Source organism: Dyella psychrodurans (genome assembly GCF_003363265.1).
Lineage (GTDB): Bacteria > Pseudomonadota > Gammaproteobacteria > Xanthomonadales > Rhodanobacteraceae > Dyella_B > Dyella_B psychrodurans.
The window spans coordinates 160,495-181,841 of the sequence record NZ_QRBF01000003.1; the positions used below are offsets into that span (position 1 = coordinate 160,495).

The window sequence follows — 21,347 nt, forward strand, 5'->3', positions numbered from 1 at the left end:
TCATTAGCGAACAATTGACAGCGGCTCGGAGGCGCAACTATCTTCGGACCCATGTCGCCACTCTTTACGCCAGCATCCATGCACAACACCCCGGTCCATACCGGGCGTGCCGGCGTTTTTGCCGCGACGATCGCCACGATTATTACCACCTCCACCGGAACCGGTACGACCGGCTCTGGGTGGGTGTCCGTGCGCGAATAAGGTTTTCCATACGCAACGGCCCCCTCGACGAGGCGGGCCGGCATCCACCGAACCGTCACAGCGAAAGGGGTCTCTACCGGAGAGGCCATCATGGACAGCTGTGCATCACTCATCGCCGAACACCCTCATCGCCTGCCGCCGATTCAGGCCGCCAGCACGCGTCGCCGTACCCTGGCCATCGGCCTGATCGGCCCCGGACGTGTCGGCGGCGTGCTGCTGACCCAGCTGCGTGCCGCGCAAGACCGGCTGGCCCGCGAGACCGGACTCGAATTGCAGCTACGCGGCGTCGCGGCGAGCCGCCGCATGTGGCTGGATTGCGACGATGCCGAACTCAATGCGCAGCACGACGCGCAAACCTGGCGCCCCACCGATCTCTATGAATTCGCCGCCTACATTCGCGGCGACGACCGGCGCCACGCGATGCTGATCGACTGCAGTGCGAACGAAGACGTGGCTTCGCAATATCCCTACTGGCTCGCTTCCGGCCTGCACGTCGTCACGCCCAACAAGCTGGCGAGCAGCGGTCCACTTTCCCGCTGGCAGGCGATTCGCGCGGCGGGCAGCCACGGTGGCCGCTTCCGCTACGAAGCGACGGTATGCGCGGGCCTGCCGGTCGTGCAGACGCTGCGCGATCTGCTCGATACCGGCGATCAGCTGCTGTCGGTGGAAGGCATGTTCTCCGGCACGCTGGCCTGGCTGTGCTGCCAGTTCGACGGCTCGCGTCCGTTCTCCGAACTGGTGCGCGAAGCGCATGCGCTGGGCTACACCGAACCGGATCCGCGCGACGACCTGTCCGGCATGGACGTGGCGCGAAAATTGGTGATCCTCGCGCGCGAAGCGGGTTGGCCGCTGTCGCTGCAGGACGTCCCCGTCGAAAGCCTGGTGCCTACCCACTTGAAAGCGCTACCGCTCGATGAATTCATGCAGCGGTTGGACGAACTCGACGCGCCGATGGCCGAACGCCTCGCGGCGGCCCAGGCGGCGCATGGCGTGCTGCGCCACGTTGCCAGCCTCGACCATCACGGTCACGCCCAGGTCCGCCTGCAAGCGCTTCCGGCGGCCCACCCCTTCGCGCACACGCGCCTCACCGATAACATCGTGCAATTCCGCACGCAGCGTTACCGCGATAATCCGCTGCTGGTGCAGGGCCCCGGCGCCGGTCCGGAAGTGACGGCCGCCGGTGTGTTTGCCGATCTGCTGCGCATCGCCGAATCGCTGGGGGTGCGCGCATGAATACTCCTCTTGCCACGAAGTCCGCCATGTCCGCGCAACAACTTGAGTCCGCTTCCGCGATCGCCTACGCCAGCGTGGGCAACGTGGGCGTGGGTTTCGATATTCTCGGTCACTGCATCGAAGGCGCCGGCGATCGCGTCGAGGTGCGGCGCATCGATACGCCCACGGTGCGGATCGCCGGCATCCACGGCTGTGTCGAAGTGCTGCCTACGGATGCGGCGCAAAACACCGCCGGCATGGCGTTGATGGCGTTGCGCAAGGCGCTCGGCTTGCAGCATGGATTCGAACTTTCCATACACAAGGGCATTGCGCTCGGGTCAGGCATGGGCGGTTCGGCAGCCTCGTGCGTCGCGGCGCTGGTGGCGGCGAACGCCTTGCTTGAGCGGTCGCTGCCACGCGAAGCGCTCTACAACTTCGCACTTGAGGGCGAAGCGGTCGCCAGCGGCGGCCGTCACGGCGACAACGTGGGACCGATGCTGCTCGGCGGCCTCGTACTCGCCACGCGCGATCGGCTGGTGCGCGTTCCCGTTCCGCCAACCTGGCACTGCGCCCTGGTGCATCCGCATGCGGTGCTGGAAACACGCACAGCGCGCGCGGCGCTGGCCGGCGATTACGCGCTCGGCGAATTCGTTGCGCAATCGGCCAATCTTGCGCTGGTGCTTGCCGGCTGCTGGCGCGGCGATGCGGCGCTGGTGCGCGAAGGACTGAAAGACGTGCTGATCGAACCGCGACGCGCGCCCCTGGTGCCCAATTTCGCGCGCGTGAAGCAGGCCGCACTGGATCACAAGGCCCTGGGTGCGAGCATTTCCGGCGGCGGCCCCAGCGTATTCGGATGGTTCGAACACCGTGTTGAGGCTGAAGCAGCAGCCGATGCCATGTGCAGCGCGTTCGCGGAAGCGGGGCTGGATAGCGATCGTTTTGTTGCGCCGGTGGAGGGTCCCGCAGCCTCGCTGGTCTCCACCTCCAACAAGGGCGGCGCGGCATGAACGTGGCGTTGCGATATCTGAGTACACGCGGCGCAACACCCGCGGCCACGCTCAGCGAAGCGATAGCGGCGGGCCTGGCGCCGGACGGCGGCCTGTATGTGCCCGAACGTTTGCCGGCGCTGCTTACCGAGCAATTCGATCCCGAAGGCACGCTCGCCGATACCGCTGCAACGTTGCTCGCGCCTTTTTTCGCGGGCGATGCACTCGCCAGCGAGCTGCCGGCCATCTGTGCCGAAGCACTGACGTTTCCGACACCGCTGCGCGTGTTGCCGCAGCATCCCAAGTCATCCGTACTGGAGCTGTTTCATGGCCCGACGGCGGCATTCAAGGATGTCGGCGCGCGCTTTCTCGCCGCATGCATGCGGCGCCTTCGCGCCGAGGCCACCTCACCGCTGACCATTCTGGTGGCGACGTCCGGCGACACCGGTGCAGCCGTGGGCGCGGCATTCCATCGCCAACCTGGCATCGACGTGGCGATCCTCTTTCCGGATGGCCGTGTGTCGCCGCGACAGGCGCACCAGCTCGGATGCTTCGGCGACAACGTGCAAGCTTTGCGCGTACAGGGTCATTTCGACGATTGCCAACGCATGGTCAAGGCGGCGTTGAACGATAGGACACTGCAGGCGCAATCGCCGCTCTCCTCCGCCAACAGCATCAGCCTCGGGCGACTGCTGCCGCAGATGAGTTATTACGCGCACGCTGCACTTGCATGGTGTCGCGAGCATCACGAACCACTGAACCTGATCGTGCCGACGGGCAATCTGGGCAATGCGCTCGCAGCGCAATGGGTCCGCACGATGGGCTTGCCCGTGGGGCAGATCAAACTCGCCTGCAACGCCAACGCCACGCTGCCCGATTTCTTCGCCGGCAACGACTACTCACCGCGCGAGGCCGTCGCAACGCTTGCCAATGCGATGGATGTCGGCGCGCCGAGCAACTTCGAACGCCTGCGCTGGACGCTTCCCGACGCGGCTTTGCTGCGCTCGCAGCTGCAGGCGCAAAGCGTGGATGACCGCACGATCAGCGCAACGATCGCCGCGCATGCACGCGAACACGGCGAGGTGTTCTGCCCGCACACGGCGACGGCCATGCATCTGCTGGATCAGCTGCGCGCCGCCGGCGATGACGCGTCCTGGGCCATCGTCGCCACGGCGCATCCGGCGAAATTCGAAAGCGTGGTCGAACCCTTGATCGGCAGGCCCGTCGAGGTTCCCAGCTCGCTGGCGGCGATGCTGCAGCGTTCGGCGTCGGCCGAAGCCATGCCTGCGCAGGATGGCGCGTTACGTCAATGGCTGCTGGAACGGGCGACACATCACGCTGACGCTCTGTCTTGAACGCATGCCATGTCGGCGAAGGCTCCGGTCTCCGCCGAATGACATCGATCAGCCAAGCATCTCTAGGATCTGCGCCGAACTGCGCACACGGCCAAGGCGCGGAAAGATGTTTTCCACGGCAAAGGCGTGCTGCTCGCCATTGGCGGCGCTCATCGCATCCTCGGCGAAGACGAGACCGAATCCGATCTCCCACGCGTTGCGCGCGGTCGATTCCACGCCGATGTTGGTCGAGATGCCGCCGATGACGATGTGCTCCACGCCGCGGCGACGCAGCTGCAATTCCAGTTCAGTACCGTAGAACGCACCCCATTGACGCTTGACGATGCGGATGTCGCTGTCGACGACGCGCAGCGCTTCGGGAAACTCCCACCAGTCCGCCGGCAGGCTCATGTTCGGCATGGGGCGGTCCACCTCCTGGCGCGGTACATCGCCGCCATCGGCCGACCAACCCACGCGCACCAGCGCCACGGGTGCATGAAGCTGGCGAAAGCGCGTCGCAAGTGCGCTGGCTTTATCCAGTACGTCGGCTGCCGCATGCGGGCCGCCTGCAAACGGTAGGATACCTTTCTGCAGGTCGATCAGAACCAGCGCCGTTCGGCTTGGATCGAGCTTTTCCATGGAACTCTCCGGACCAGTTAAGTGAGGAAACCCTCACTTAGGAGTTTATGAGGATGTCCTCACAAAAATCAAGTGCACCGAAGCCTTCAGAAGCTCGACGCGTGCCGCAGCGACAGCGCGGCCGCGAGCGCGTGGCCGCGTTGCTGGAGGCGGCGGCGGCATGCTTTGTCGAGAAGGGTTACGAGGCGACCACGATGACCGAAGTGGCCGCCCGCGCCGGTGCGGCCATCGGCTCGCTCTACCAGTTCTTTCCTACCAAGGAAGCGCTTGCACAGGCGCTGGTAGAACAATACGGGCAGGCGTTCTATGCGGCGATCGGAAAGCTGGCCGAACAATCGGCCGACTGGAATATCGACGAACTGGCGGCGCAGTTGAGCACGTTCCTCATCACGTTCCGCCGGCGTCATCCGGCCTTCGTGATGCTGGTGGAATCGGGCCCCGCACCTGCTGCCGATGGCATGGCGATACGTCGCGGCTTTCGTGCCGAACTGCAGGCGCTGCTGACGCAACGCGCGCCCGGTCGCTCGGCCGAAGACATGCATGCCGTCGCAGTTGTCGTGCAGCAGATGATGAAAGCGGCGGTTGCGATTCAGGCGGAGCCTGGCATGCCCGGTCGCCAGGCCGCGTTGGCCCAATTGCAACACGCCATGCAGCTCTACCTGCATGGCGTGCTGGAAGCGACCTAGGGCCTGTTCGCACTATTTGCGTGGCCCGCGCCGGGAGCTGTTTGCCCGCCAGCCAAGGAAGAGCGAGGGAGTGTACGTCCGTACACGACTGAGCGATGACGCCGGATGGCGGGCAAACAGACCCGGCCCTTCGGGTTGCCGTTGAGTGGCCGCCATGCGGCAGCGCGCGGCTTGACTTGGCAGCCAGCCAAGCCTGCGCCACGCACTACCACCTGACGGCCACTCAACCGCAACGCGGGCTACGCAAATAGTGCGAACAGGCCCCCCCTAGGCATCAACCGCCTTTGCTGGGATAGGTCTGAAAGCCGCCACTCTGCTGCGGGGCAGGCGGCGCCTGTTGTGGCGACTGCTGCGATGACGCGCCTTGCACCGGCGGCGGCGCGGACGGTCCCACCACATGACTCCCGCAGTAATAGGCCTCCCACGGCTGCGAACCGTCCACCGGATCGGCCAGCGGCTTGATGGTGTCCGCCTTCATGTCGACGGCGCTGTTGCGCGCCTGCACATGTAGTTCGTCGCGCACCTTGATGTCGTTGCGATCGATCGGCCCGACGTGATCGGTCACCGAGACGGTGATCTTGCCCAGATCCCGGCAGCCGGAAACATCGCCGCTCCACGCGGTGCGAACGTTGTCCGAGCCAGCTACCGGATTGATGCCCCAGGTACAACCGCCGAGCAGCACGACAGGTGCGAGCAGCAGCAGGGTCTTGCGCATGAGTAGCTCCGTAATTAGGCGGGGAAATGCGAAGTGTGTGGCCATGCCTTGCATCCTAACTCTTTGACGCGCGCCATCCCCGAACGCAGGCTTAGCGTGTCCGTCCGGACACTGTCCGGTCGCGAGTGTCCGGTGTCCGCGGACAATGCGGCGCCCATCAGCGCGCGCCAACAAATGCATGCATATCAACGCATTATGCCAAAGCAGAGGGCTGGCACGGGGATTGCTGAGTAAAAGGCGAGGACTTTCCCGTCCAAACTTAGGAGATAGGGACATGAAATTTGAAACCATGGTTCTGCGCAGTCTTTTCGTCGCATGCGTGCTGGTTTGTGGACTGATCCTGGCTGGGATGATCACCGCCAAGCCGACACCGGTGCAGCTGGCCAACAGCAACCGTGTCAGTGCGCTGTTCGCCTCGGCCCCCGCGACCTGCGCACTGCCTGTCGCCGGCGAGATTGCCTGCATCCGCATCGTGGGCTGATCGCGAGACGCGATCGCCCTTGCCGTCCGATAATGACGGCATGCTGCATGTCATCCTGTTCCGCCCCGAAATCCCGCCCAATACCGGCAACGTGATCCGTCTGTGCGCCAACACCGGCGCCGGACTGCATCTGATCCGCCCACTGGGCTTTGAGCTTGACGATACGCGCCTGCGGCGCGCCGGCCTCGATTATCACGAGTATGCGCGCGTCGCGGTGCATGACGATCTCGATGCCTGCCTGGCGGCGATCGGCCATCCTCGTGTTTTCGCATTCTCCACGCGCGGCCGCACCATGCACGTGGATGCACGCTTCGGCGACGGCGATGCCTTGCTGTTCGGTTGCGAGACCGCCGGCCTGCCGGACGGCGTGCTCACCGCGTTGCCGCCGGAACAACGCTTGCGCCTGCCGATGTGTCCGGACAGTCGCAGCCTCAATCTTTCCAACAGCGTGGCGGTGGCCGTTTACGAGGCATGGCGCCAGCTCGGTTTTCCGGGTGCCGTGGCACTCTGATTGCCATGGTCACCGCAGCTGCAGCGCGCGGGCAGCTACAATCCCGGTATGAATGCCGCCTCATCTTCAAACCTGCTCCCGCAGCCGCTGCGCCAGCTGGCGGGTCGCGCGCTGGAAACCGCGCTCAATCATGTGATGTCGCTCGATCCGGATACCCAGGCGAAACTCGCCACGCTCGAAGGCCGAAGCGTACAGCTGCAGCTTCGCGGGCTCGATCTTGCGCTCGCCGTGACGGTGGAACAGAACCGGCTGAAAGTAGGTCCTGCGCCAGAATCGAGTGATCTGCGCGTGGCCGCCACGCCGGGCAGCCTGCTGTCGATGCTGCTGAGCCGGCACAGCGACAGCGTGTCGCCGGGCAAAGTGGAGATTGCCGGCGACGCCGAGCTCGCACGACGACTGGAAAAACTCGCCAGCGGCTTCGCCCCCGATTTCGAGGAAGCCTTCACGCGCACCTTCGGCGACGTGCTGGGTGTGCCCGTCGCCAAGGCCGTACGCAGCGGCCTTGCGCACGCACGCGACACCGCGACCCATCTCAGCCAGGACGGCGCCGCGTGGCTGCGCGATGAATCGCGCATGGCGCTGGCGCCCGGCGAAGTCGAAGCGTTTCTCGACGACGTGGATCAATTGCGCGAACGCACGGAACGCCTTGATGCGCGCCTCGCGCGTCTGGAACGTGCACGCCGGGGAACGACTCCGTGACGCCGCTGAAAGCCGTGCCGGGCTTGCTGCGTGTTGCTGTGGTGCTGTTGCGCTACCGGCTGGACGAACTGGTCGACGCGACGCATCTCTTCCGCCCGCTCAAGCTGGTGCGTCCGATGCTGGGACGTCCGGTTGTCGACGTGCGCCCCTTGTCGCGTGGCGCACGCATTCGGCTGGCCCTGAACGAACTCGGCCCGATCTTCGTCAAGGCCGGCCAGGTGCTTTCGACGCGCCGCGATCTGGTTCCCGGCGATATCGCCGACGAGCTTGCGCTGCTTCAGGACCAGGTGCCGCCGTTTCCTGGCGACCAGGCACGCGACACTATCCAGCGCGAACTCAAGGCGCCGATCGACACGCTGTATGCGAGTTTCGATCCGACACCGCTGGCGTCCGCATCGATCGCGCAGGTACACGCCGCGACGCTGAAAGGCGGACACGCCGTCGTGGTGAAGGTGTTGCGCCCGCGCATCGAGGAACGCATCGCGCGTGACGTGCGTCTTCTGCATTCGCTCGGCGAACTGGCCCAGCGCTGGCATCCCAACGCGGACAAGATCCGCCCCCTCGACGTGGTGACCGAAGTCGAGAAGATGCTGGAGAACGAGCTGGATCTGCAGCGGGAAGGTGCCAGTGCCAGCCTGCTGCGCCGCAATTTCGCCAGCGGCGTCGACATGTACGTGCCGGAAGTCTTTTGGGATTTCACCACGGCGAAAGTGCTGACGCTCGAACGCGTATCCGGCGTGAGCTGCGACGACATCATCGCCATCGATGCGGCGGGAATCGATCGCAAGAAGCTCGCCGCGAAGGGAGTTCGCCTGTTCTACGAACAGGTGTTCCGCGACAACTTCTTCCACGCCGATGCGCACCCGGGCAACATCTGGGTCGATCCCACGCGTATCGACGAACCGCGCTTCATCGCGCTGGATTTCGGCATCATGGGTTCGCTGCCGGAAGCGGATCAATACTGGCTGGCGCAGAATTTCATCGCACTGTTCGAGCGCGATTATGCGCGCATCGCCAAGCTGCACATCGACGCCGGCTGGATGCCCGCCAGCATCCGGGTGGACGAATTGGAAGCGGCCGTACGCACCGTGTGCGAGCCGTACTTCACGCGTCCGCTGTCGCAGATCTCGCTGGCCGAGCTGGTGGTGAAGCTTTTCCAGACCGCACGGCGGTTCGAGCTCACCGTGCAGCCGCAGCTCATTCTGCTGCAGAAAACCCTGCTCAATATCGAGGGCGTGGGTCGCATGCTCGATCCGGACATCGATATCTGGGCGGTGGCGCATCCCGTGCTCAAGCGCATTCTGCGCGAGCGTTACAGCCCGCTGCGCACGCTGCGCGAGATCCGCAAGCGCGTGCCAGAGTGGTTCCACAACGCGCCCCAGCTTCCGGAACTGGTGCGCAACGCGTTGCGTCAGGCGGCCGTCGGCGAGCAGCGCATGCTGGCCGATGCGGAAGAACTCATGCATCAGCGCCATCTCGTGCGCCGCATGCTTGGCGTGATCGGCGGCGGACTGTTTGGTACGACGCTGATCATCTGCGCCACGGTGATGTGGACGTTCGCTCCGCAGCATGGCATCTGGCCGCCGGTGTGCGTAGGCGGAGTTGGCGTGCTTTCGTTTGCGCTCGCGTGGTTGCGCCGATAATGCCCTCTCTCCTTCCCCTGCAAGGCAGGGCAGGGAGCAGGCGATGCACTGATGCTTGAAATTCTTTATCAGGACGATGCACTCATTGCGGTGAACAAGCCCGCAGGGCTGGCCGTGCACCGCTCCAAGATGGTCGGCAACGCGGAGACCTTTCTCATCGATGTCCTGCGCGAACAGGTGGGCGGTATCGTATATCTGGCCCATCGCCTGGATCGCGCCACCAGCGGCGTGCTGCTGATTGCGCGATCCACGGAAGTCGCCGCCGCGCTGGGCGAGCAGTTCATGGGGCGCGATGTGCACAAGCAATACCTGGCTGTCGTGCGCGGCTGGCCGGAGCCCACGGAAGGTGTGGTCGACTACGCGTTGCCGGGTTCGCGCGAGACCGGTCCGCGGCGCGAAGCACGTACCGCTTACCAGCGACTGGCTACGGTCGAAGTACCTATCGCACTGGGGCGCTATCCGCAGCAGCGTTATGCGCTGGTGCTGGCCGAACCTGAAAGCGGACGCTTTCGCCAGATCCGCAAGCACATGGCGCATATCCATCACCCGGTGATCGGCGACTGCCAGCACGGGCGCGGCGATCACAATCGTCTCTACAAGCAATACTTCAGTTGCCACCGCATGCTGCTGCATGCCTGGCGCCTGCGGTTTCGCCATCCGGTGGATGGCAGGCCGATGGAGCTGGAGGCGCCCCTGGACGATGCTTATCGCGGGCTGCTGGCGCGCTTTGGCTGGCAGCTGCCCATGGACCAGTCCATAAGCCTCGCGCCGACCAGCTAAAATGCGCGGCATGTTGCCCGTAAGCCCATCCATCGTCCTACCGGAATCCGAGCTGGTCGTGCGCTTTTTGCGCGCCGACGGGCCCGGCGGCCAGCACGTAAACCGCACCGAGAGCGCGGTCGAACTGCGTTTCGACGTGCTGAACTCGCCTTCGCTACCCGACGACGTGCGGGCAAGGCTGCTTGCGCGTCGCGATCGGCGTCTTACCGACGAAGGCGTGCTGGTGATCCAGGCACGCCGTTTTCGCGACCAGGGCCGCAACCGCGACGACGCACGCGAACGCCTGGTGGACATCCTGCGTGGCGCACTGCAAGCGCCCAAGAAACGCATTGCCACCAAGCCCACTCGCGCATCGAAACAGCGTCGCCTGGAAAGCAAGCAGTCGCGTGCAAAACTCAAGCAGACCCGTTCGCGCTCCTGGAGCCACGAGTGAGCCAACCCATTCTTCCGGCGATACCGGCGCAAGCCCCGAGACTTAACAGCCGCTTTTGGCCATGGTTGATGCGCAGCCTGCTGCGTCTCTCCGGCTGGCGCCTGCTCGGCGAGCTACCGAATCTGCCGAAAGTGATCATCATCGGCGCGCCGCACTCTTCGTACTGGGACGGCGTGTGGGGACTGATGATGAAGATCGGCCTCGGCGTCAACATCAACATCATGATCAAGCGCGAAGTGCTGGACGGGCCGCTTGGCATCATCCTGCGTCCGATCGGATTGATTCCCATCAACCGCAGCGCAGCGTTGAACGTCGTCGACCAGATGGTGCAGCGCTTCAAGGATCACGAGCAGATGTGGCTGGGCATTACGCCGGAAGGCACGCGCAAGCACGTCAAGCACTGGAAATCGGGCTTTCTGCGCATCGCGCACGACGCGAACGTGCCGATCCAGACGCTATTCATCGACTACCCCAGCAGGACATTCACGCTCGGACCGCTCATCCGCGCAAGCGACGACCATGAGGCCGATATGGCGACGATTCGCGCGATGTTTCGCCCTTATCGCGGCAAGCACCGCAATACTGAATAACTTCTCGGTATTGCGGCTATAGCGTTCACAGCGGGCGGCGCTAGAAACCTTAAGCCCGAAGTTGCGTGCCTATTCCTCGAGAAATCGCTATGTCTCATCCGGGAATAGCGACGCGTATGACGGGTCCGCATGCTCCCACTGTGCTTTCTTCTCGACGAGATATGAACGCACCTGCTCCAACGCCACGTCAGGCGGAATGTTGATCGCGATATACGTGGGCTTGGCTCCCTCGTAGCTGCAGCCGAGTGCTACCAGCTCATGAAGAATTTCATGTGAGGCGTTGCCTGGAGACGCGGGCGAATCAAAGATGATCCGGATCGTTCGATTGCCGGATTTTTCGATCACGGCCTGAAACGTTGGAAAGCCCTCTTGCGCATCGTAGGGCGCAAGAACGATGTCTTCCCATGAAACACCATAAGCAAAGAACGGCGAATTGCAGAGCTTGTATCGATCGTTACCAAGCGGTGTAGCCCAGAGCGTTTCGACGGTGGCGTCACCGTCATCGTCCGGCACACGAAAAAGCACTTTGGCTGTAGCGTCATGGCTCATGCTGTATCACCACCCTTCGGATAGATGACAGCCGGTTATACCTCTTTTTCGTTTCACCGAAAGAGATGACTACCCGTCCATATCGCGCGACTTCGGCATCAGCGTTCGGAGTGCCCCGATTCGTCATAGTCGCGATGCGTCAGTAAACCGGGACGTATCAGATCAATGAAGTTGCGCGCTTCCGTGGTAAGAAATTTGCCCTTGCGCATCACCACGCCGTAGCTGCGCTGCGGGAAGTATTGGCGCATGTTGCGCACGGCAAGTCGCCCGCGATCCGCGTCGGTGATGCAAATGCCGGTGACGATGGAAATTCCCAGACCCATCGCCACGTATTCCTTGATCACCTCCCAGCCGCCGACTTCGATCGCGACCTGATACGGCACCTGGCGCTGCTGGAACACCAGATCCACCAGTCGATAGGTGGACAGGCGTTGCGGTGGAAGGATCAGGCCGTAGGGCGAGAGGTCCTCCAATGTCACGCTTTCCTTTCGCGCGAGCGGATGATCGGGCGGCGTGATCAGCATCGGGTCGTAGTGATAGACCGGTGCCCAGGCGATGTCGTTGGGCACATCGAGCATCGAGCCCACCGCGAAGTCGGCCTCGTCCGCGCGTAAGAGCGCCATGCCGTCCTTGCCGGTGACATTGGCCAATTGAAGCTGCACCGCCGGGAAGCGCTCGCGATAGCGCCTCACCAGCTCGGGCAGCAGGTACTGGATGGTCGAGCTGCCGGCCGCGATGGTAAGCCGGCCTGTCTGCAGACCTTTTATCTTGGTCTGAAAGTCGCGATCGAGGTTTTCCCAGCCTTCCACCAGCGGGCGTGCCAGCTCGTAAAGCGCTTCGCCCGCATCGGTGAGGTTGATGCGGCGCCGGGTGCGCTGGAGCAATTCCACGCCCAGCTCGCGTTCCAGCGCCTGCAATTGCAGGCTGATCGAGGGCTGCGAGAGATACAGCGATTCGGCGGCGCGGCTGAGGGTGCCCAGTTTCACCGTGGCGACGAAGGCCCGCATCTGCTTCAGCCGGTTGCCTTTGTAGTAGTAGCGGCTGGCGTCGCCGGCCGGTTCAGCGCTCTTTTGCACCCGCCGCGAGGGTTTCGCCGCGGGCTTTTTTGTCATGTTCGGCTTTCGGTCAGGCGTTTTCATGACAGTTAACTCAATACGTTAGCGTATGTATTGACATTTATAATATCAAGAATTGAAACATTTATTTTGTCAAATCGAAGATAGATCACTAGCTTCTGCCCCAAGCCCAAGGTGGAGAAGCACATGGCAGTACCCAGCGAAAAATTCGTCAGCAGGTCGGCCGAGATCCTCGCGGAGACCGCTGGCTATGAAGACATCCTTACCCCGGATGTCCTGGCCTTCCTGGCCCGGCTGCACCGGTTCGCCGAGCCGCGGCGCCAGCAGCTGTTGCAGGCCCGCCGCCAGCGGCAGGCGCGTTACGACATGGGTGTCCTGCCCGATTTCCGGGTCGACACCAAGGCGATCCGCGAATCCGACTGGAAGGTGGCCCCGATCCCGGCTGCCCTGCAGGACCGCCGCGTGGAGATCACCGGCCCGGTCGAACGCAAAATGATCATCAACGCGCTCAATTCCGGCGCGAAGGTGTTCATGGCCGACTTCGAGGATTCCTCTGCGCCGAGCTTCGCCAATCAGCTCGATGGCCAGCTCAACCTGCGCGATGCGGTGAACGGCACGCTCCAGTACCGCTCGCCCGAGGGCAAGGAATACCGCGTGGGCGCCAGCCCGGCCGTGCTGGTCGTACGCCCTCGCGGCTGGCATCTGCCGGAACGTCACGTAACGGTCGATGGCGAAACCATGGCGGGTGCGCTGGTCGACTTCGGCCTCTACGCCTTCCACAACGCGCAGGCGCTGCATGCACGCGATCTCGGCCCGTATTTCTACCTGCCCAAGCTCGAAGCCATGGAGGAAGCCGCGCTGTGGAACGAGGTGATGGCGCTGGCGGAAAGCGAGCTGGATCTACCCAACGGCACGATGAAAGCCACCGTACTGATCGAGACGCTGCCGGCCGTGTTCCAGATGCACGAGATATTGCACGCGCTGCGCGATCGCGTGGTCGGCCTCAATTGCGGCCGCTGGGATTACATCTTCTCCTACCTGAAGACCTTGCGCGGCCACCGCGATCGCCTGTTGCCGGAACGCGGCCAGGTGGTCATGACGGTGCCGTTCCTGAAGACGTATTCGGAACTGCTGATCCAGACCTGCCATCGCCGCGGCGCGTTTGCGATGGGCGGCATGGCCGCGCAGATCCCGATCAAAGGTGACGACGACGCGAACGAGAAGGCGATGGCCAAAGTCCGCGCCGACAAGCTGCGCGAAGTGCAGGCGGGCCACGACGGTACGTGGGTGGCGCATCCCGCGCTGGTGCCGGTCGCCAAGGACATCTTTGACCGCCACATGCCGGAACCGAACCAGTTGCACGTCAAGCGCGACGACGTGAAGGCCAATCGAGATGCGCTGATCGCACCCTGCGGCGGCACCATCAGCCGCGCCGGTTTCGACAACAACGTGGAAGTGGCGCTGCGCTATACCGCCGCGTGGCTGGAAGGCCTGGGCTGCGTGCCGATCCATCACCTTATGGAAGACGCAGCGACGGCCGAAATCGCACGTGCGCAGCTGTGGCAATGGCTGCATCACGGCAGCCTGGAATTTCCCGATCACGCACCGATCGATTTCGCCTTGTTCGATCACGCGCTCGCCACCCACGCGCATCGCCTGCGCGAAAGCACCCTGCCCGGCGCACGCCGTGCCGAGGACGCCGCAAGGTTGCTGTTCTCGATGACGCACGCCGATCAGCTCGGCGATTTCCTCACTCTTCCCGCTTACGAACAGCTTGTCTGATCGCGCGTACCGAAACACTCACGGAGTACACGACATGAAAAACACACTGCCCACCGCCGAACAGATTTCGCTGGACTGGAAGAACAACCCGCGCTGGGCCGGCATCCGGCGCAACTACAGCGCCGAGGACGTGGCGCGTTTGCGCGGCACTGTGAATGTCGAGCATTCGCTTGCGCGCCGTGGCGCGGAGCGCTTGTGGAAATCGCTGCACAAGGAAGATTTCGTCAATGCGCTCGGCGCCCTCACCGGCAACCAGGCCATGCAGCAGGTGAAGGCCGGACTGCAGGCGATTTATCTCAGTGGCTGGCAGGTTGCCGCGGATGCGAATGTCGCCGGCGAGATGTATCCGGACCAGTCGCTGTATCCGGCCAACTCGGTGCCGCTGGTGGTCAAGCGCATCAACAACACGCTGCTGCGCGCCGACCAATTGCATCATGCCGAAGGCAAGGACGACATCGACTGGATGGTGCCGATCGTGGCCGACGCGGAAGCGGGTTTCGGAGGTGTGCTCAATGCCTTCGAATTGATGAAGGCGATGATCGAAGCCGGCGCGAGTGGCGTGCATTTCGAGGATCAGCTGGCCTCGGTGAAGAAGTGCGGGCACATGGGCGGCAAGGTGCTGGTGCCCACGCGCGAGGCGGTGGACAAGTTGAATGCCGCGCGCCTCGCGGCAGACGTACTCGGCGTGCCGACCTTGCTCGTTGCACGCACTGATGCCGATGCCGCGGATCTCATCACCTCCGACATCGACGAGAACGACCAGCCGTTCACGACGGGTGAACGCACGGTGGAAGGTTTCTTCCGCGTTCGCGCCGGTCTCGATCAGGCAATCAGCCGTGGCCTGGCCTACGCGCCGTATGCCGATCTGGTGTGGTGCGAAACCAGCAAGCCCAACCTGGAAGAAGCGCGCAAGTTCGCCGAAGCGATCCACGCGAAATTTCCGGGCAAGCTGCTGGCCTACAATTGCTCGCCGAGCTTCAACTGGAAGAAGAATCTGGACGACGCCACCATCGCGAAGTTCCAGAAGGAGCTGGGCGCGATGGGTTACAAGTTCCAGTTCATCACGCTTGCGGGTTTCCACAGTCTCAACTACGGCATGTTCGATCTGGCGCACGGTTATGCGCGCCGCCAGATGAGCGCGTTCGTCGAGCTGCAGGAGAAGGAGTTCGCCGCCGCCGAACGTGGCTTCACCGCCGTGAAGCATCAACGCGAAGTGGGCACGGGCTACTTCGATGCCGTGACGCAGGCGATCCAGCAAGGTCAGTCGTCAACCACGGCGCTAAAGGGTTCGACCGAAGAAGCACAATTCCATCGCGCCAGCGCTGCCTAAAAAGCAGCCACACACCCTCCCCTGCTAGCGGGGGAGGGTCGAGCTGCGCACACAGTCATTCGATCGCCGCGCGCAGATAGAAAATCTGCCGGCACTTAATCGGAAACCAGCGACAACCGCCGATATTGCAACGCCTCGGCAAGATGCGTGAGATCGAGCGCCGCAGCACCGTTGTCGAGATCTGCAATGGTACGCGCCACACGTAGCGTTCGATGGTACGCACGCGCAGACAAACCCAGACGCTCCAGCGCACTATCGAACCAGCGACGCTCGCTCGGCCCCAACGCGCAATCGCGTTCCAGTTCACGCGTACTGATCTCGGCATTGGGCCTTCCGGCGCGCGCCAGCGCATGCTGACGCGCACGAATGACGCGCGCGCGCACAGTGGCCGAGTCTTCGTCGTGCACGCTGCGTGGCGCGCCCAGTTCCGCCAGCGGCACGGCAGGTACTTCCACGCACAGGTCGATGCGATCGAGCAACGGACCGGAAATGCGCGAGCGGTAGCGCTGCACCTGATCGGGCGTACAACGGCAGCGTCGACGGGTATCGCCCGCATAACCGCAAGGACACGGATTCATCGCCGCGACGAGCTGGAACTGCGCCGGAAACGTGAGCTGACGCGCGGCGCGCGAAATGAGGATCTCGCCCGACTCCATCGGTTCGCGCAGCACTTCGAGCACGTGCCGGCTAAACTCGGGAAGCTCGTCGAGGAAGAGCACGCCATTGTGCGCAAGCGAAATTTCGCCAGGCCTGGGTTGCGAGCCGCCACCGACCAGTGCCGCGGCGGAAGCGGTATGGTGAGGCGATCGAAATGGACGGTAGCGCCAGCGCGCGGGATCGACCGCCTGACCGGCTACCGACATGACCGCGCACGTTTCCAGCGCCTCCGATTCGCTCATCGGGGGCAGGATGCCGGGCAGGCGTTCGGCCAGCATGGTCTTGCCGGTGCCGGGAGGCCCCATCAGCAACATGTGGTGACCGCCGACTGCGGCGATCTCCAGTGTTCGGCGCGCTTGCAGCTGTCCGCGCACGTCGATCAGATCGGGGCCACCATCGTCGTTGCTCAAGGTCAATGACGCTGCTGGCGGGGGTAATTCCTGCACACCGCGCAACCAGCCGCAGACATCGGTGAGCGTATCGGCCACGCGCACGTCGACTTCCGGAATCAGCGCCGCCTCTTCCGCGTTGGCACGCGGCACCACGACGCGGCGCCCGCGCGCCCGCGCGCGGAGCAGTGCCGGCAGCACGCCCGATACCGGACGCAATTGCCCCGAAAGCGCCAACTCGCCAAGGAATTCGCAATCGTCGAGCTTCTCGCGCGGCACTTGGTGGCCTGCCGCAAGAATGCCGAGCGCAATAGCCAGATCGAAGCGGCCACCGTCCTTGGGCAGCTCGGCCGGCGCCAGGTTCACGGTGACCTTGCGGTTGGGGTACTCGAAGGCAGCGCTCTGGATGGCTACACGCACGCGATCGCGTGCTTCTCGCACGGCGGCTTCGGGCAGGCCGACGATGCTGGTGCTGGGCAATCCACCGGAAAGATGCACCTCCACCATCACCTGCGGCGCGGCAACGCCTTCCTGGGCACGACTTAGCGTGACGGCCAGGCTCATGGAAGGCGGGGGTGACGAAGTAGCGTCAGGGAGTCGCTGCTCAACCGGTCCATCGGACGACTCCATGTCATCGGGTGCGGAAAAAACGGCCGCCCCCGACTCCTTGGGGTGATGGTGACGAATCGGGGACGGCTACCGGAACTGGCTATGTACCGCGAGGTGACATGCCGGTTTCCAGCTCCGCCACGCGTTTCTCGAGTTCCTCGACCCGGGCGCGGGTTCGCGCCAGCACTTGAGCCTGAACATCGAATTCCTCTCGGGTAACTAGCTCGAGACGGCGCAGTCCTTGCGCCAGGATATCGCGAAAATTGGCGCGCAAATCCTTATGCGCGTCTGCCAGCCCTGGCGGTACCAACGAAACCAGTCGTTGAGCAATTTGATCGATATCCTGCCTGCCCGTCATGGTAGGCACCTCGAACTCGTCGGGGAAAAGTTTAAATAGAAGCGAAAAGGGGGCGCCATCGGCTTGCTCCATCAGAAGTTGTAGGCATTTTCCTACAGTACGGGACAGGGTGCCTTGAGGAAGGCAGAATGTATGCTTCGCAACCCGTGACCGGGATGTATCGGCTCGATGAGGAAGGAAATCCCATGAAATTGGTGGTGGCAGTCATCAAACCCTTCAAGCTGGACGATGTCCGCGAGGCATTGGCCGATGTGGGTGTCCAGGGCATCACGGTGACCGAGGTGAAGGGTTTCGGCCGCCAGAAAGGCCACACCGAACTCTATCGGGGCGCGGAATACGTGGTCGATTTCCTGCCCAAGATCAAGCTGGAGGTGGCCGTCCCGGACGACCAGCTCGAGCGTGTCGTGGAAGCCATCACCCAATCGGCGCGCACGGGCAAGATCGGCGATGGCAAGATCTTCGTCAGCAGCCTTGAGCAGGTGATCCGCATCCGCACCGGCGAGCTGGATCACGACGCGCTCTGATCACTCCGCCAGCTCCGGCCGGTTGCGCACCAGGCGCTGGTGGTGAATCAAAAGACCCGCGTAATAGCAGATGTAATAACCCACGAAGAGTCCGAATATGGCTAGCGTCAGGGGACTCTGCCCCATCTCCGGCCCCTGGACGGGCGGCGTGACTCCGGTTGGATCCTGCATCTGGGGAAACAGGACTGAGAAGCGCCATAGCAATCGCCCCAGGAACAACACGGTCACCAAGGCACCCACGTAGGGATTGGGCACATAGCAATCCCCTTTCACCGGGTCGATCGTGAAGCGGCTGAGGCGCAAGCCGACGAAACCCAGCACGAGTCCCGCCACCAGACCGCCACCGAGTCCACCCAGCAGTCGCAAGTCGTGCGTGGCGAAGCTTGCCGCCACGGCACAAAGCACGGAAAAGATGACGATGCGCACGATCATCCGCTTGCGCTGGATCGGCTGCGCGCCGAACTGCCGGCGCACACGCCGCCAGACCGCGAACACCAGCAGGGGAATCATGACCAGTGGTGCCGTGAGATGGGGTGCCATGGCGCTGCCCGCGTCGGGATGGATGCCACCCAGCTTAGCAACCGGCCGCATGACAGGCGACTGACGCCTGTCATGCATTGCACGTCCAGATTTACTTCGCCTTGCCCTGGTTGGCCACGGCGGCCATTTTCGCAGCGATGGCGTCGGCGTCGCCCAGGTAATAGTGGCGCAACGGCTTGAGGTTATCGTCGAATTCGTACACCAGCGGCACACCGTTGGGGATGTTCAATTCCACGATGTCTTCGTCGGAAATGCCGTCAAGGTATTTCACCAGCGCGCGGATCGAGTTGCCGTGCGCGACGAGCAGCACGCGCTGACCGCTGCGAATGGCCGGCGCCAGGACCTCGTCCCAATACGGCATGACGCGGGCGACCGTGTCTTTCAGGCACTCGGTGTCCGGAATGAGCTTGGGATCGAGGTCGGTGTAGCGCGGGTCGCGCAACGCGGGATTCGAATCACGCGGCAGCGGCGGTGGCGGAATGTCGTAGCTGCGACGCCACACTTTCACCTGGTCCTCGCCGTACTTGGCGGCGGTTTCGGCCTTGTTGAGGCCGGTGAGGCCGCCGTAGTGGCGTTCGTTGAGGCGCCAGTCGGTGAGCACCGGAATCCACATCAGGTCCATCGCATCCTGCACGTGCCAGAGCGTGCGCACGGCACGCTTGAGCACCGAGGTATGCGCCACGTCGAAGTGGTAGCCCGCCTGAAGCAGGAGCTCGCCCGACTCGCGCGCCTCGGCAGCGCCCTGGTCGGTGATGTCGACGTCGGCCCAGCCGCTGAAGCGATTTTCGAGGTTCCACAGGGACTGGCCGTGGCGGATCAATACGAGCTTGTGCATGGCGTGTTCGGATGACTGCGGGGCAAGTGGGGAATGGTGAGGGTCCGCCCGTGCCTCCGTCAATTCCTGCCCCTGCCGAAGGTCACGCTAAACCTATCGGCAACCTGGCGCATCTTTAGTCCTGACAAACCCACGGAGCTTTCTCATGCGACTGATTACCCTAGCCCTCGTCACGCTTCTGCCACTGGCCGTTGCCGCGCAGGACATCGACAAGGTCAATGGCAACGCTTCGGTGGCGCCCGGCGAACGCGCTGGCGACGTCCATAGCGTCAATGGCTCGGTCCATGTCGGCGATGGCGCCATTGTGCAAACGGCCGGAACGGTCAACGGCTCGGTCGATCTTGGCGCGAACGCGCAGGCCAGTTCGCTGCACACCGTCAACGGCGCCATCTCGCTTGCCCGCAGCAGCCGTGTAGGCGGCGGGGTCAAGAGCGTGAATGGCGACATCTCGCTGGATCCCAGTGCCGATGTGGCCGGCGGCGTATCCAACGTCAATGGCACGATCTCGCTCGATCACGCGCACATCGCCGACGGCATCGAAACAGCCAACGGCAATATCACCGTGGGCGAAGGTTCGCGCGTGGAAGGCGGCATCGTGGTCGACGAAGTCAACCCGCACGGCAGAAACTGGCCCAATCGTCCGCCGCACATCGTGATCGGCCCTCATGCCATCGTGACGGGCACACTCGATTTTCGCCGCGAGGTACGACTCGATGTCAGCGACACCGCGCAGATCGGCCCCGTAAAAGGCGCCACGGTCAACACGTTCCACGGCGCATCGCCGTAATCGCGATGATCTGAGTTATAGCCAGTCGCGCGGCTTGAGGTAATCCGCAAGCCGCGCCTCGGCTGAACCTTCTTCCGGTTGATAGGCGTACTCGAAACGTACGCGGGGCGGCAGGCTCATCAGGATCGATTCGGTGCGGCCACCCGATTGCAAGCCGAATAGCGTGCCGCGGTCGTAAACAAGATTGAATTCCACATAACGACCGCGGCGATAAAGCTGAAACTCGCGCTCGCGTTCGCCGTAAGGTATTTGCTTGCGGCGTTCGACGATGGGCAGATACGCGTCCAGAAACCCTTGTCCGACCGCCTGCGTAAACGCAAAGCAGCGCTCGAAGCCGCCTTCGTTCAAATCGTCGTAGAACAGGCCGCCCACGCCACGCGTTTCGTCACGGTGCTTGAGATAGAAATAGTCGTCGCACCACTTCTTGTAGCGTGGATAAACCTCCGCACCGTAAGGCGCGCACAGGTCGCTTGCGACGGTGTGCCAATGCCGCACATCCTCGTCGAAGGGATAGAACGGCGTGAGATCGAATCCGCCGCCGAACCACCACACCGGCTCGACACCCGGTTTGCTCGCTTCGAAATAGCGAACGTTTGCATGCGTCGTGGGCACGTACGGATTGCGCGGATGAAGCACCAGCGAAACGCCGGTCGCCACGAAACTGCCGCCCGCCAATTCGGGACGATGTGCCGTCGCGCTCGGCGGAAGCTTGTCGCCATGAACCAGCGAGAAATTCACGCCCGCCTGTTCGAATATCCCGCCATCGCGCAGCACGCGCGTGCGCCCGCCACCGCTGGCGGGGCGCGTCCAGCTGTCCTCGACAAATCGCGCGCTGCCATCGATCTGTTCAACTGCCGCGCAGATGCGGTCCTGCACCGCGCGCAAAAAGTGTTCGCTTCGTTCAATCTGCTCGCTGCTCACGATCCCGTCTACCGGCGCCATGCGTATCGCAAGCTTAGCAAGGTCACGTCCGCATGAAGATGTGGTGCGGTGTCACGCGA

The 21,347-nt window shown here is 63.5% G+C and carries 24 protein-coding genes; 15 read left to right on the top strand and 9 right to left on the bottom strand.

The window, feature by feature from the left end:
* The first annotated feature begins 291 nt into the window (after positions 1-291).
* From DWU99_RS09815 to thrC, 3 genes are read left to right on the top strand one after another with little or no spacing between them, the layout of a single operon-like run.
* Positions 292-1,434 carry a homoserine dehydrogenase family protein gene (locus tag DWU99_RS09815; RefSeq protein ID WP_115477856.1) on the top strand — a complete coding sequence of 381 codons (1,143 nt, stop codon included), beginning with the start codon at positions 292-294 and terminating at the stop codon, positions 1,432-1,434.
* The gene (locus DWU99_RS09820; RefSeq protein ID WP_233511027.1) at positions 1,431-2,420 is read left to right on the top strand and encodes a homoserine kinase; all 990 of its coding nucleotides are present in this window, start codon (positions 1,431-1,433) and stop codon (positions 2,418-2,420) included. Before DWU99_RS09815 ends, DWU99_RS09820 begins: the two co-directional genes overlap by 4 nt.
* A complete protein-coding gene (gene thrC, locus DWU99_RS09825) occupies positions 2,417-3,754 on the top strand; it encodes a threonine synthase (protein WP_199535755.1) in 1,338 nt (445 codons plus the stop codon). The genes DWU99_RS09820 and thrC overlap by 4 nt, the downstream gene beginning before the upstream one ends.
* Positions 3,755-3,802: 48 nt before the next feature.
* Here thrC and DWU99_RS09830 read toward each other — a convergent pair whose 3' ends face one another.
* Complete coding sequence (locus DWU99_RS09830) at positions 3,803-4,372, bottom strand: hydrolase (RefSeq protein WP_115477858.1); 570 nt, start codon at positions 4,370-4,372, stop codon at positions 3,803-3,805.
* A gap of 101 nt (positions 4,373-4,473) precedes the next feature.
* Here DWU99_RS09830 and DWU99_RS09835 point away from each other — a divergent pair, with 101 nt between their 5' ends.
* Positions 4,474-5,058, top strand: a complete 585-nt coding sequence (locus DWU99_RS09835; RefSeq protein WP_233511029.1) for a TetR/AcrR family transcriptional regulator — start codon at positions 4,474-4,476, stop codon at positions 5,056-5,058.
* 274 nt (positions 5,059-5,332) lie between these two features.
* On the opposite strand, the gene DWU99_RS09840 is transcribed toward DWU99_RS09835, so the two are convergent.
* Positions 5,333-5,773 carry a DUF4156 domain-containing protein gene (locus DWU99_RS09840; RefSeq protein WP_115477860.1) on the bottom strand — a complete coding sequence of 147 codons (441 nt, stop codon included), beginning with the start codon at positions 5,771-5,773 and terminating at the stop codon, positions 5,333-5,335.
* Positions 5,774-6,047: 274 nt separating this feature from the next.
* On the opposite strand from DWU99_RS09840, the gene DWU99_RS09845 reads away from it, so the two are divergent.
* From DWU99_RS09845 to DWU99_RS09875, 7 genes are read left to right on the top strand one after another with little or no spacing between them, the layout of a single operon-like run.
* Positions 6,048-6,254, top strand: a complete 207-nt coding sequence (locus DWU99_RS09845) for a hypothetical protein (protein ID WP_115477861.1) — start codon at positions 6,048-6,050, stop codon at positions 6,252-6,254.
* Between the two features lie 40 nt (positions 6,255-6,294).
* Complete coding sequence (locus DWU99_RS09850; RefSeq protein WP_115477862.1) at positions 6,295-6,765, top strand: tRNA (cytidine(34)-2'-O)-methyltransferase; 471 nt, start codon at positions 6,295-6,297, stop codon at positions 6,763-6,765.
* Between the two features lie 48 nt (positions 6,766-6,813).
* Positions 6,814-7,464, top strand: coding sequence for a ubiquinone biosynthesis accessory factor UbiJ (locus tag DWU99_RS09855; protein WP_115478169.1), 651 nt, complete (start codon positions 6,814-6,816; stop codon positions 7,462-7,464).
* 5 nt (positions 7,465-7,469) lie between these two features.
* Positions 7,470-9,107 carry a ubiquinone biosynthesis regulatory protein kinase UbiB gene (ubiB, locus tag DWU99_RS09860; protein ID WP_233511056.1) on the top strand — a complete coding sequence of 546 codons (1,638 nt, stop codon included), beginning with the start codon at positions 7,470-7,472 and terminating at the stop codon, positions 9,105-9,107.
* Positions 9,108-9,158: 51 nt separating this feature from the next.
* A complete protein-coding gene (locus DWU99_RS09865; protein ID WP_115477864.1) occupies positions 9,159-9,887 on the top strand; it encodes a pseudouridine synthase in 729 nt (242 codons plus the stop codon).
* A 10-nt stretch (positions 9,888-9,897) separates the two neighbouring features.
* Complete coding sequence (gene arfB, locus DWU99_RS09870; protein ID WP_115478170.1) at positions 9,898-10,320, top strand: alternative ribosome rescue aminoacyl-tRNA hydrolase ArfB; 423 nt, start codon at positions 9,898-9,900, stop codon at positions 10,318-10,320.
* The gene (locus tag DWU99_RS09875) at positions 10,317-10,910 is read left to right on the top strand and encodes a 1-acyl-sn-glycerol-3-phosphate acyltransferase (protein WP_115477865.1); all 594 of its coding nucleotides are present in this window, start codon (positions 10,317-10,319) and stop codon (positions 10,908-10,910) included. The genes arfB and DWU99_RS09875 overlap by 4 nt, the downstream gene beginning before the upstream one ends.
* A gap of 87 nt (positions 10,911-10,997) precedes the next feature.
* On the opposite strand, the gene DWU99_RS09880 is transcribed toward DWU99_RS09875, so the two are convergent.
* Together DWU99_RS09880 and DWU99_RS09885 are read right to left on the bottom strand one after the other, a co-directional pair.
* Entirely contained in the window at positions 10,998-11,459 is a 462-nt protein-coding gene (locus tag DWU99_RS09880; RefSeq protein ID WP_115477866.1) for a DUF4265 domain-containing protein, read from the bottom strand.
* Between the two features lie 98 nt (positions 11,460-11,557).
* A complete protein-coding gene (locus tag DWU99_RS09885) occupies positions 11,558-12,466 on the bottom strand; it encodes a LysR family transcriptional regulator (protein WP_425476813.1) in 909 nt (302 codons plus the stop codon).
* Positions 12,467-12,721: 255 nt separating this feature from the next.
* On the opposite strand from DWU99_RS09885, the gene aceB reads away from it, so the two are divergent.
* Positions 12,722-14,317, top strand: a complete 1,596-nt coding sequence (gene aceB / locus DWU99_RS09890; protein WP_115477868.1) for a malate synthase A — start codon at positions 12,722-12,724, stop codon at positions 14,315-14,317.
* Positions 14,318-14,351: 34 nt separating this feature from the next.
* A complete protein-coding gene (gene aceA, locus DWU99_RS09895; RefSeq protein WP_115477869.1) occupies positions 14,352-15,647 on the top strand; it encodes an isocitrate lyase in 1,296 nt (431 codons plus the stop codon).
* 95 nt (positions 15,648-15,742) lie between these two features.
* Here aceA and DWU99_RS09900 read toward each other — a convergent pair whose 3' ends face one another.
* Together DWU99_RS09900 and DWU99_RS09905 are read right to left on the bottom strand one after the other, a co-directional pair.
* Positions 15,743-17,257 carry a YifB family Mg chelatase-like AAA ATPase gene (locus tag DWU99_RS09900; protein WP_115477870.1) on the bottom strand — a complete coding sequence of 505 codons (1,515 nt, stop codon included), beginning with the start codon at positions 17,255-17,257 and terminating at the stop codon, positions 15,743-15,745.
* Positions 17,258-17,402: 145 nt separating this feature from the next.
* Positions 17,403-17,732, bottom strand: coding sequence for an accessory factor UbiK family protein (locus DWU99_RS09905; protein WP_425476812.1), 330 nt, complete (start codon positions 17,730-17,732; stop codon positions 17,403-17,405).
* Positions 17,733-17,845: 113 nt separating this feature from the next.
* Here DWU99_RS09905 and glnK point away from each other — a divergent pair, with 113 nt between their 5' ends.
* Positions 17,846-18,184 carry a P-II family nitrogen regulator gene (gene glnK / locus DWU99_RS09910; protein WP_115478172.1) on the top strand — a complete coding sequence of 113 codons (339 nt, stop codon included), beginning with the start codon at positions 17,846-17,848 and terminating at the stop codon, positions 18,182-18,184.
* Here the strand turns inward: glnK and DWU99_RS09915 are convergent, their stop codons facing one another.
* Complete coding sequence (locus DWU99_RS09915) at positions 18,185-18,802, bottom strand: CcdC protein domain-containing protein (protein WP_325048468.1); 618 nt, start codon at positions 18,800-18,802, stop codon at positions 18,185-18,187.
* 13 nt (positions 18,803-18,815) lie between these two features.
* Positions 18,816-19,559, bottom strand: coding sequence for a 2,3-diphosphoglycerate-dependent phosphoglycerate mutase (gene gpmA / locus DWU99_RS09920; protein WP_115477871.1), 744 nt, complete (start codon positions 19,557-19,559; stop codon positions 18,816-18,818).
* 145 nt (positions 19,560-19,704) lie between these two features.
* Between gpmA and DWU99_RS09925 the strand changes: the two genes are divergently transcribed.
* On the top strand, positions 19,705-20,346 hold the full coding sequence (locus DWU99_RS09925) for a DUF4097 family beta strand repeat-containing protein (RefSeq protein WP_115477872.1): 642 nt from the start codon (positions 19,705-19,707) through the stop codon (positions 20,344-20,346).
* Positions 20,347-20,361: 15 nt separating this feature from the next.
* On the opposite strand, the gene hemF is transcribed toward DWU99_RS09925, so the two are convergent.
* A complete protein-coding gene (hemF, locus tag DWU99_RS09930) occupies positions 20,362-21,288 on the bottom strand; it encodes an oxygen-dependent coproporphyrinogen oxidase (RefSeq protein ID WP_115477873.1) in 927 nt (308 codons plus the stop codon).
* Positions 21,289-21,347 lie beyond the last annotated feature (59 nt).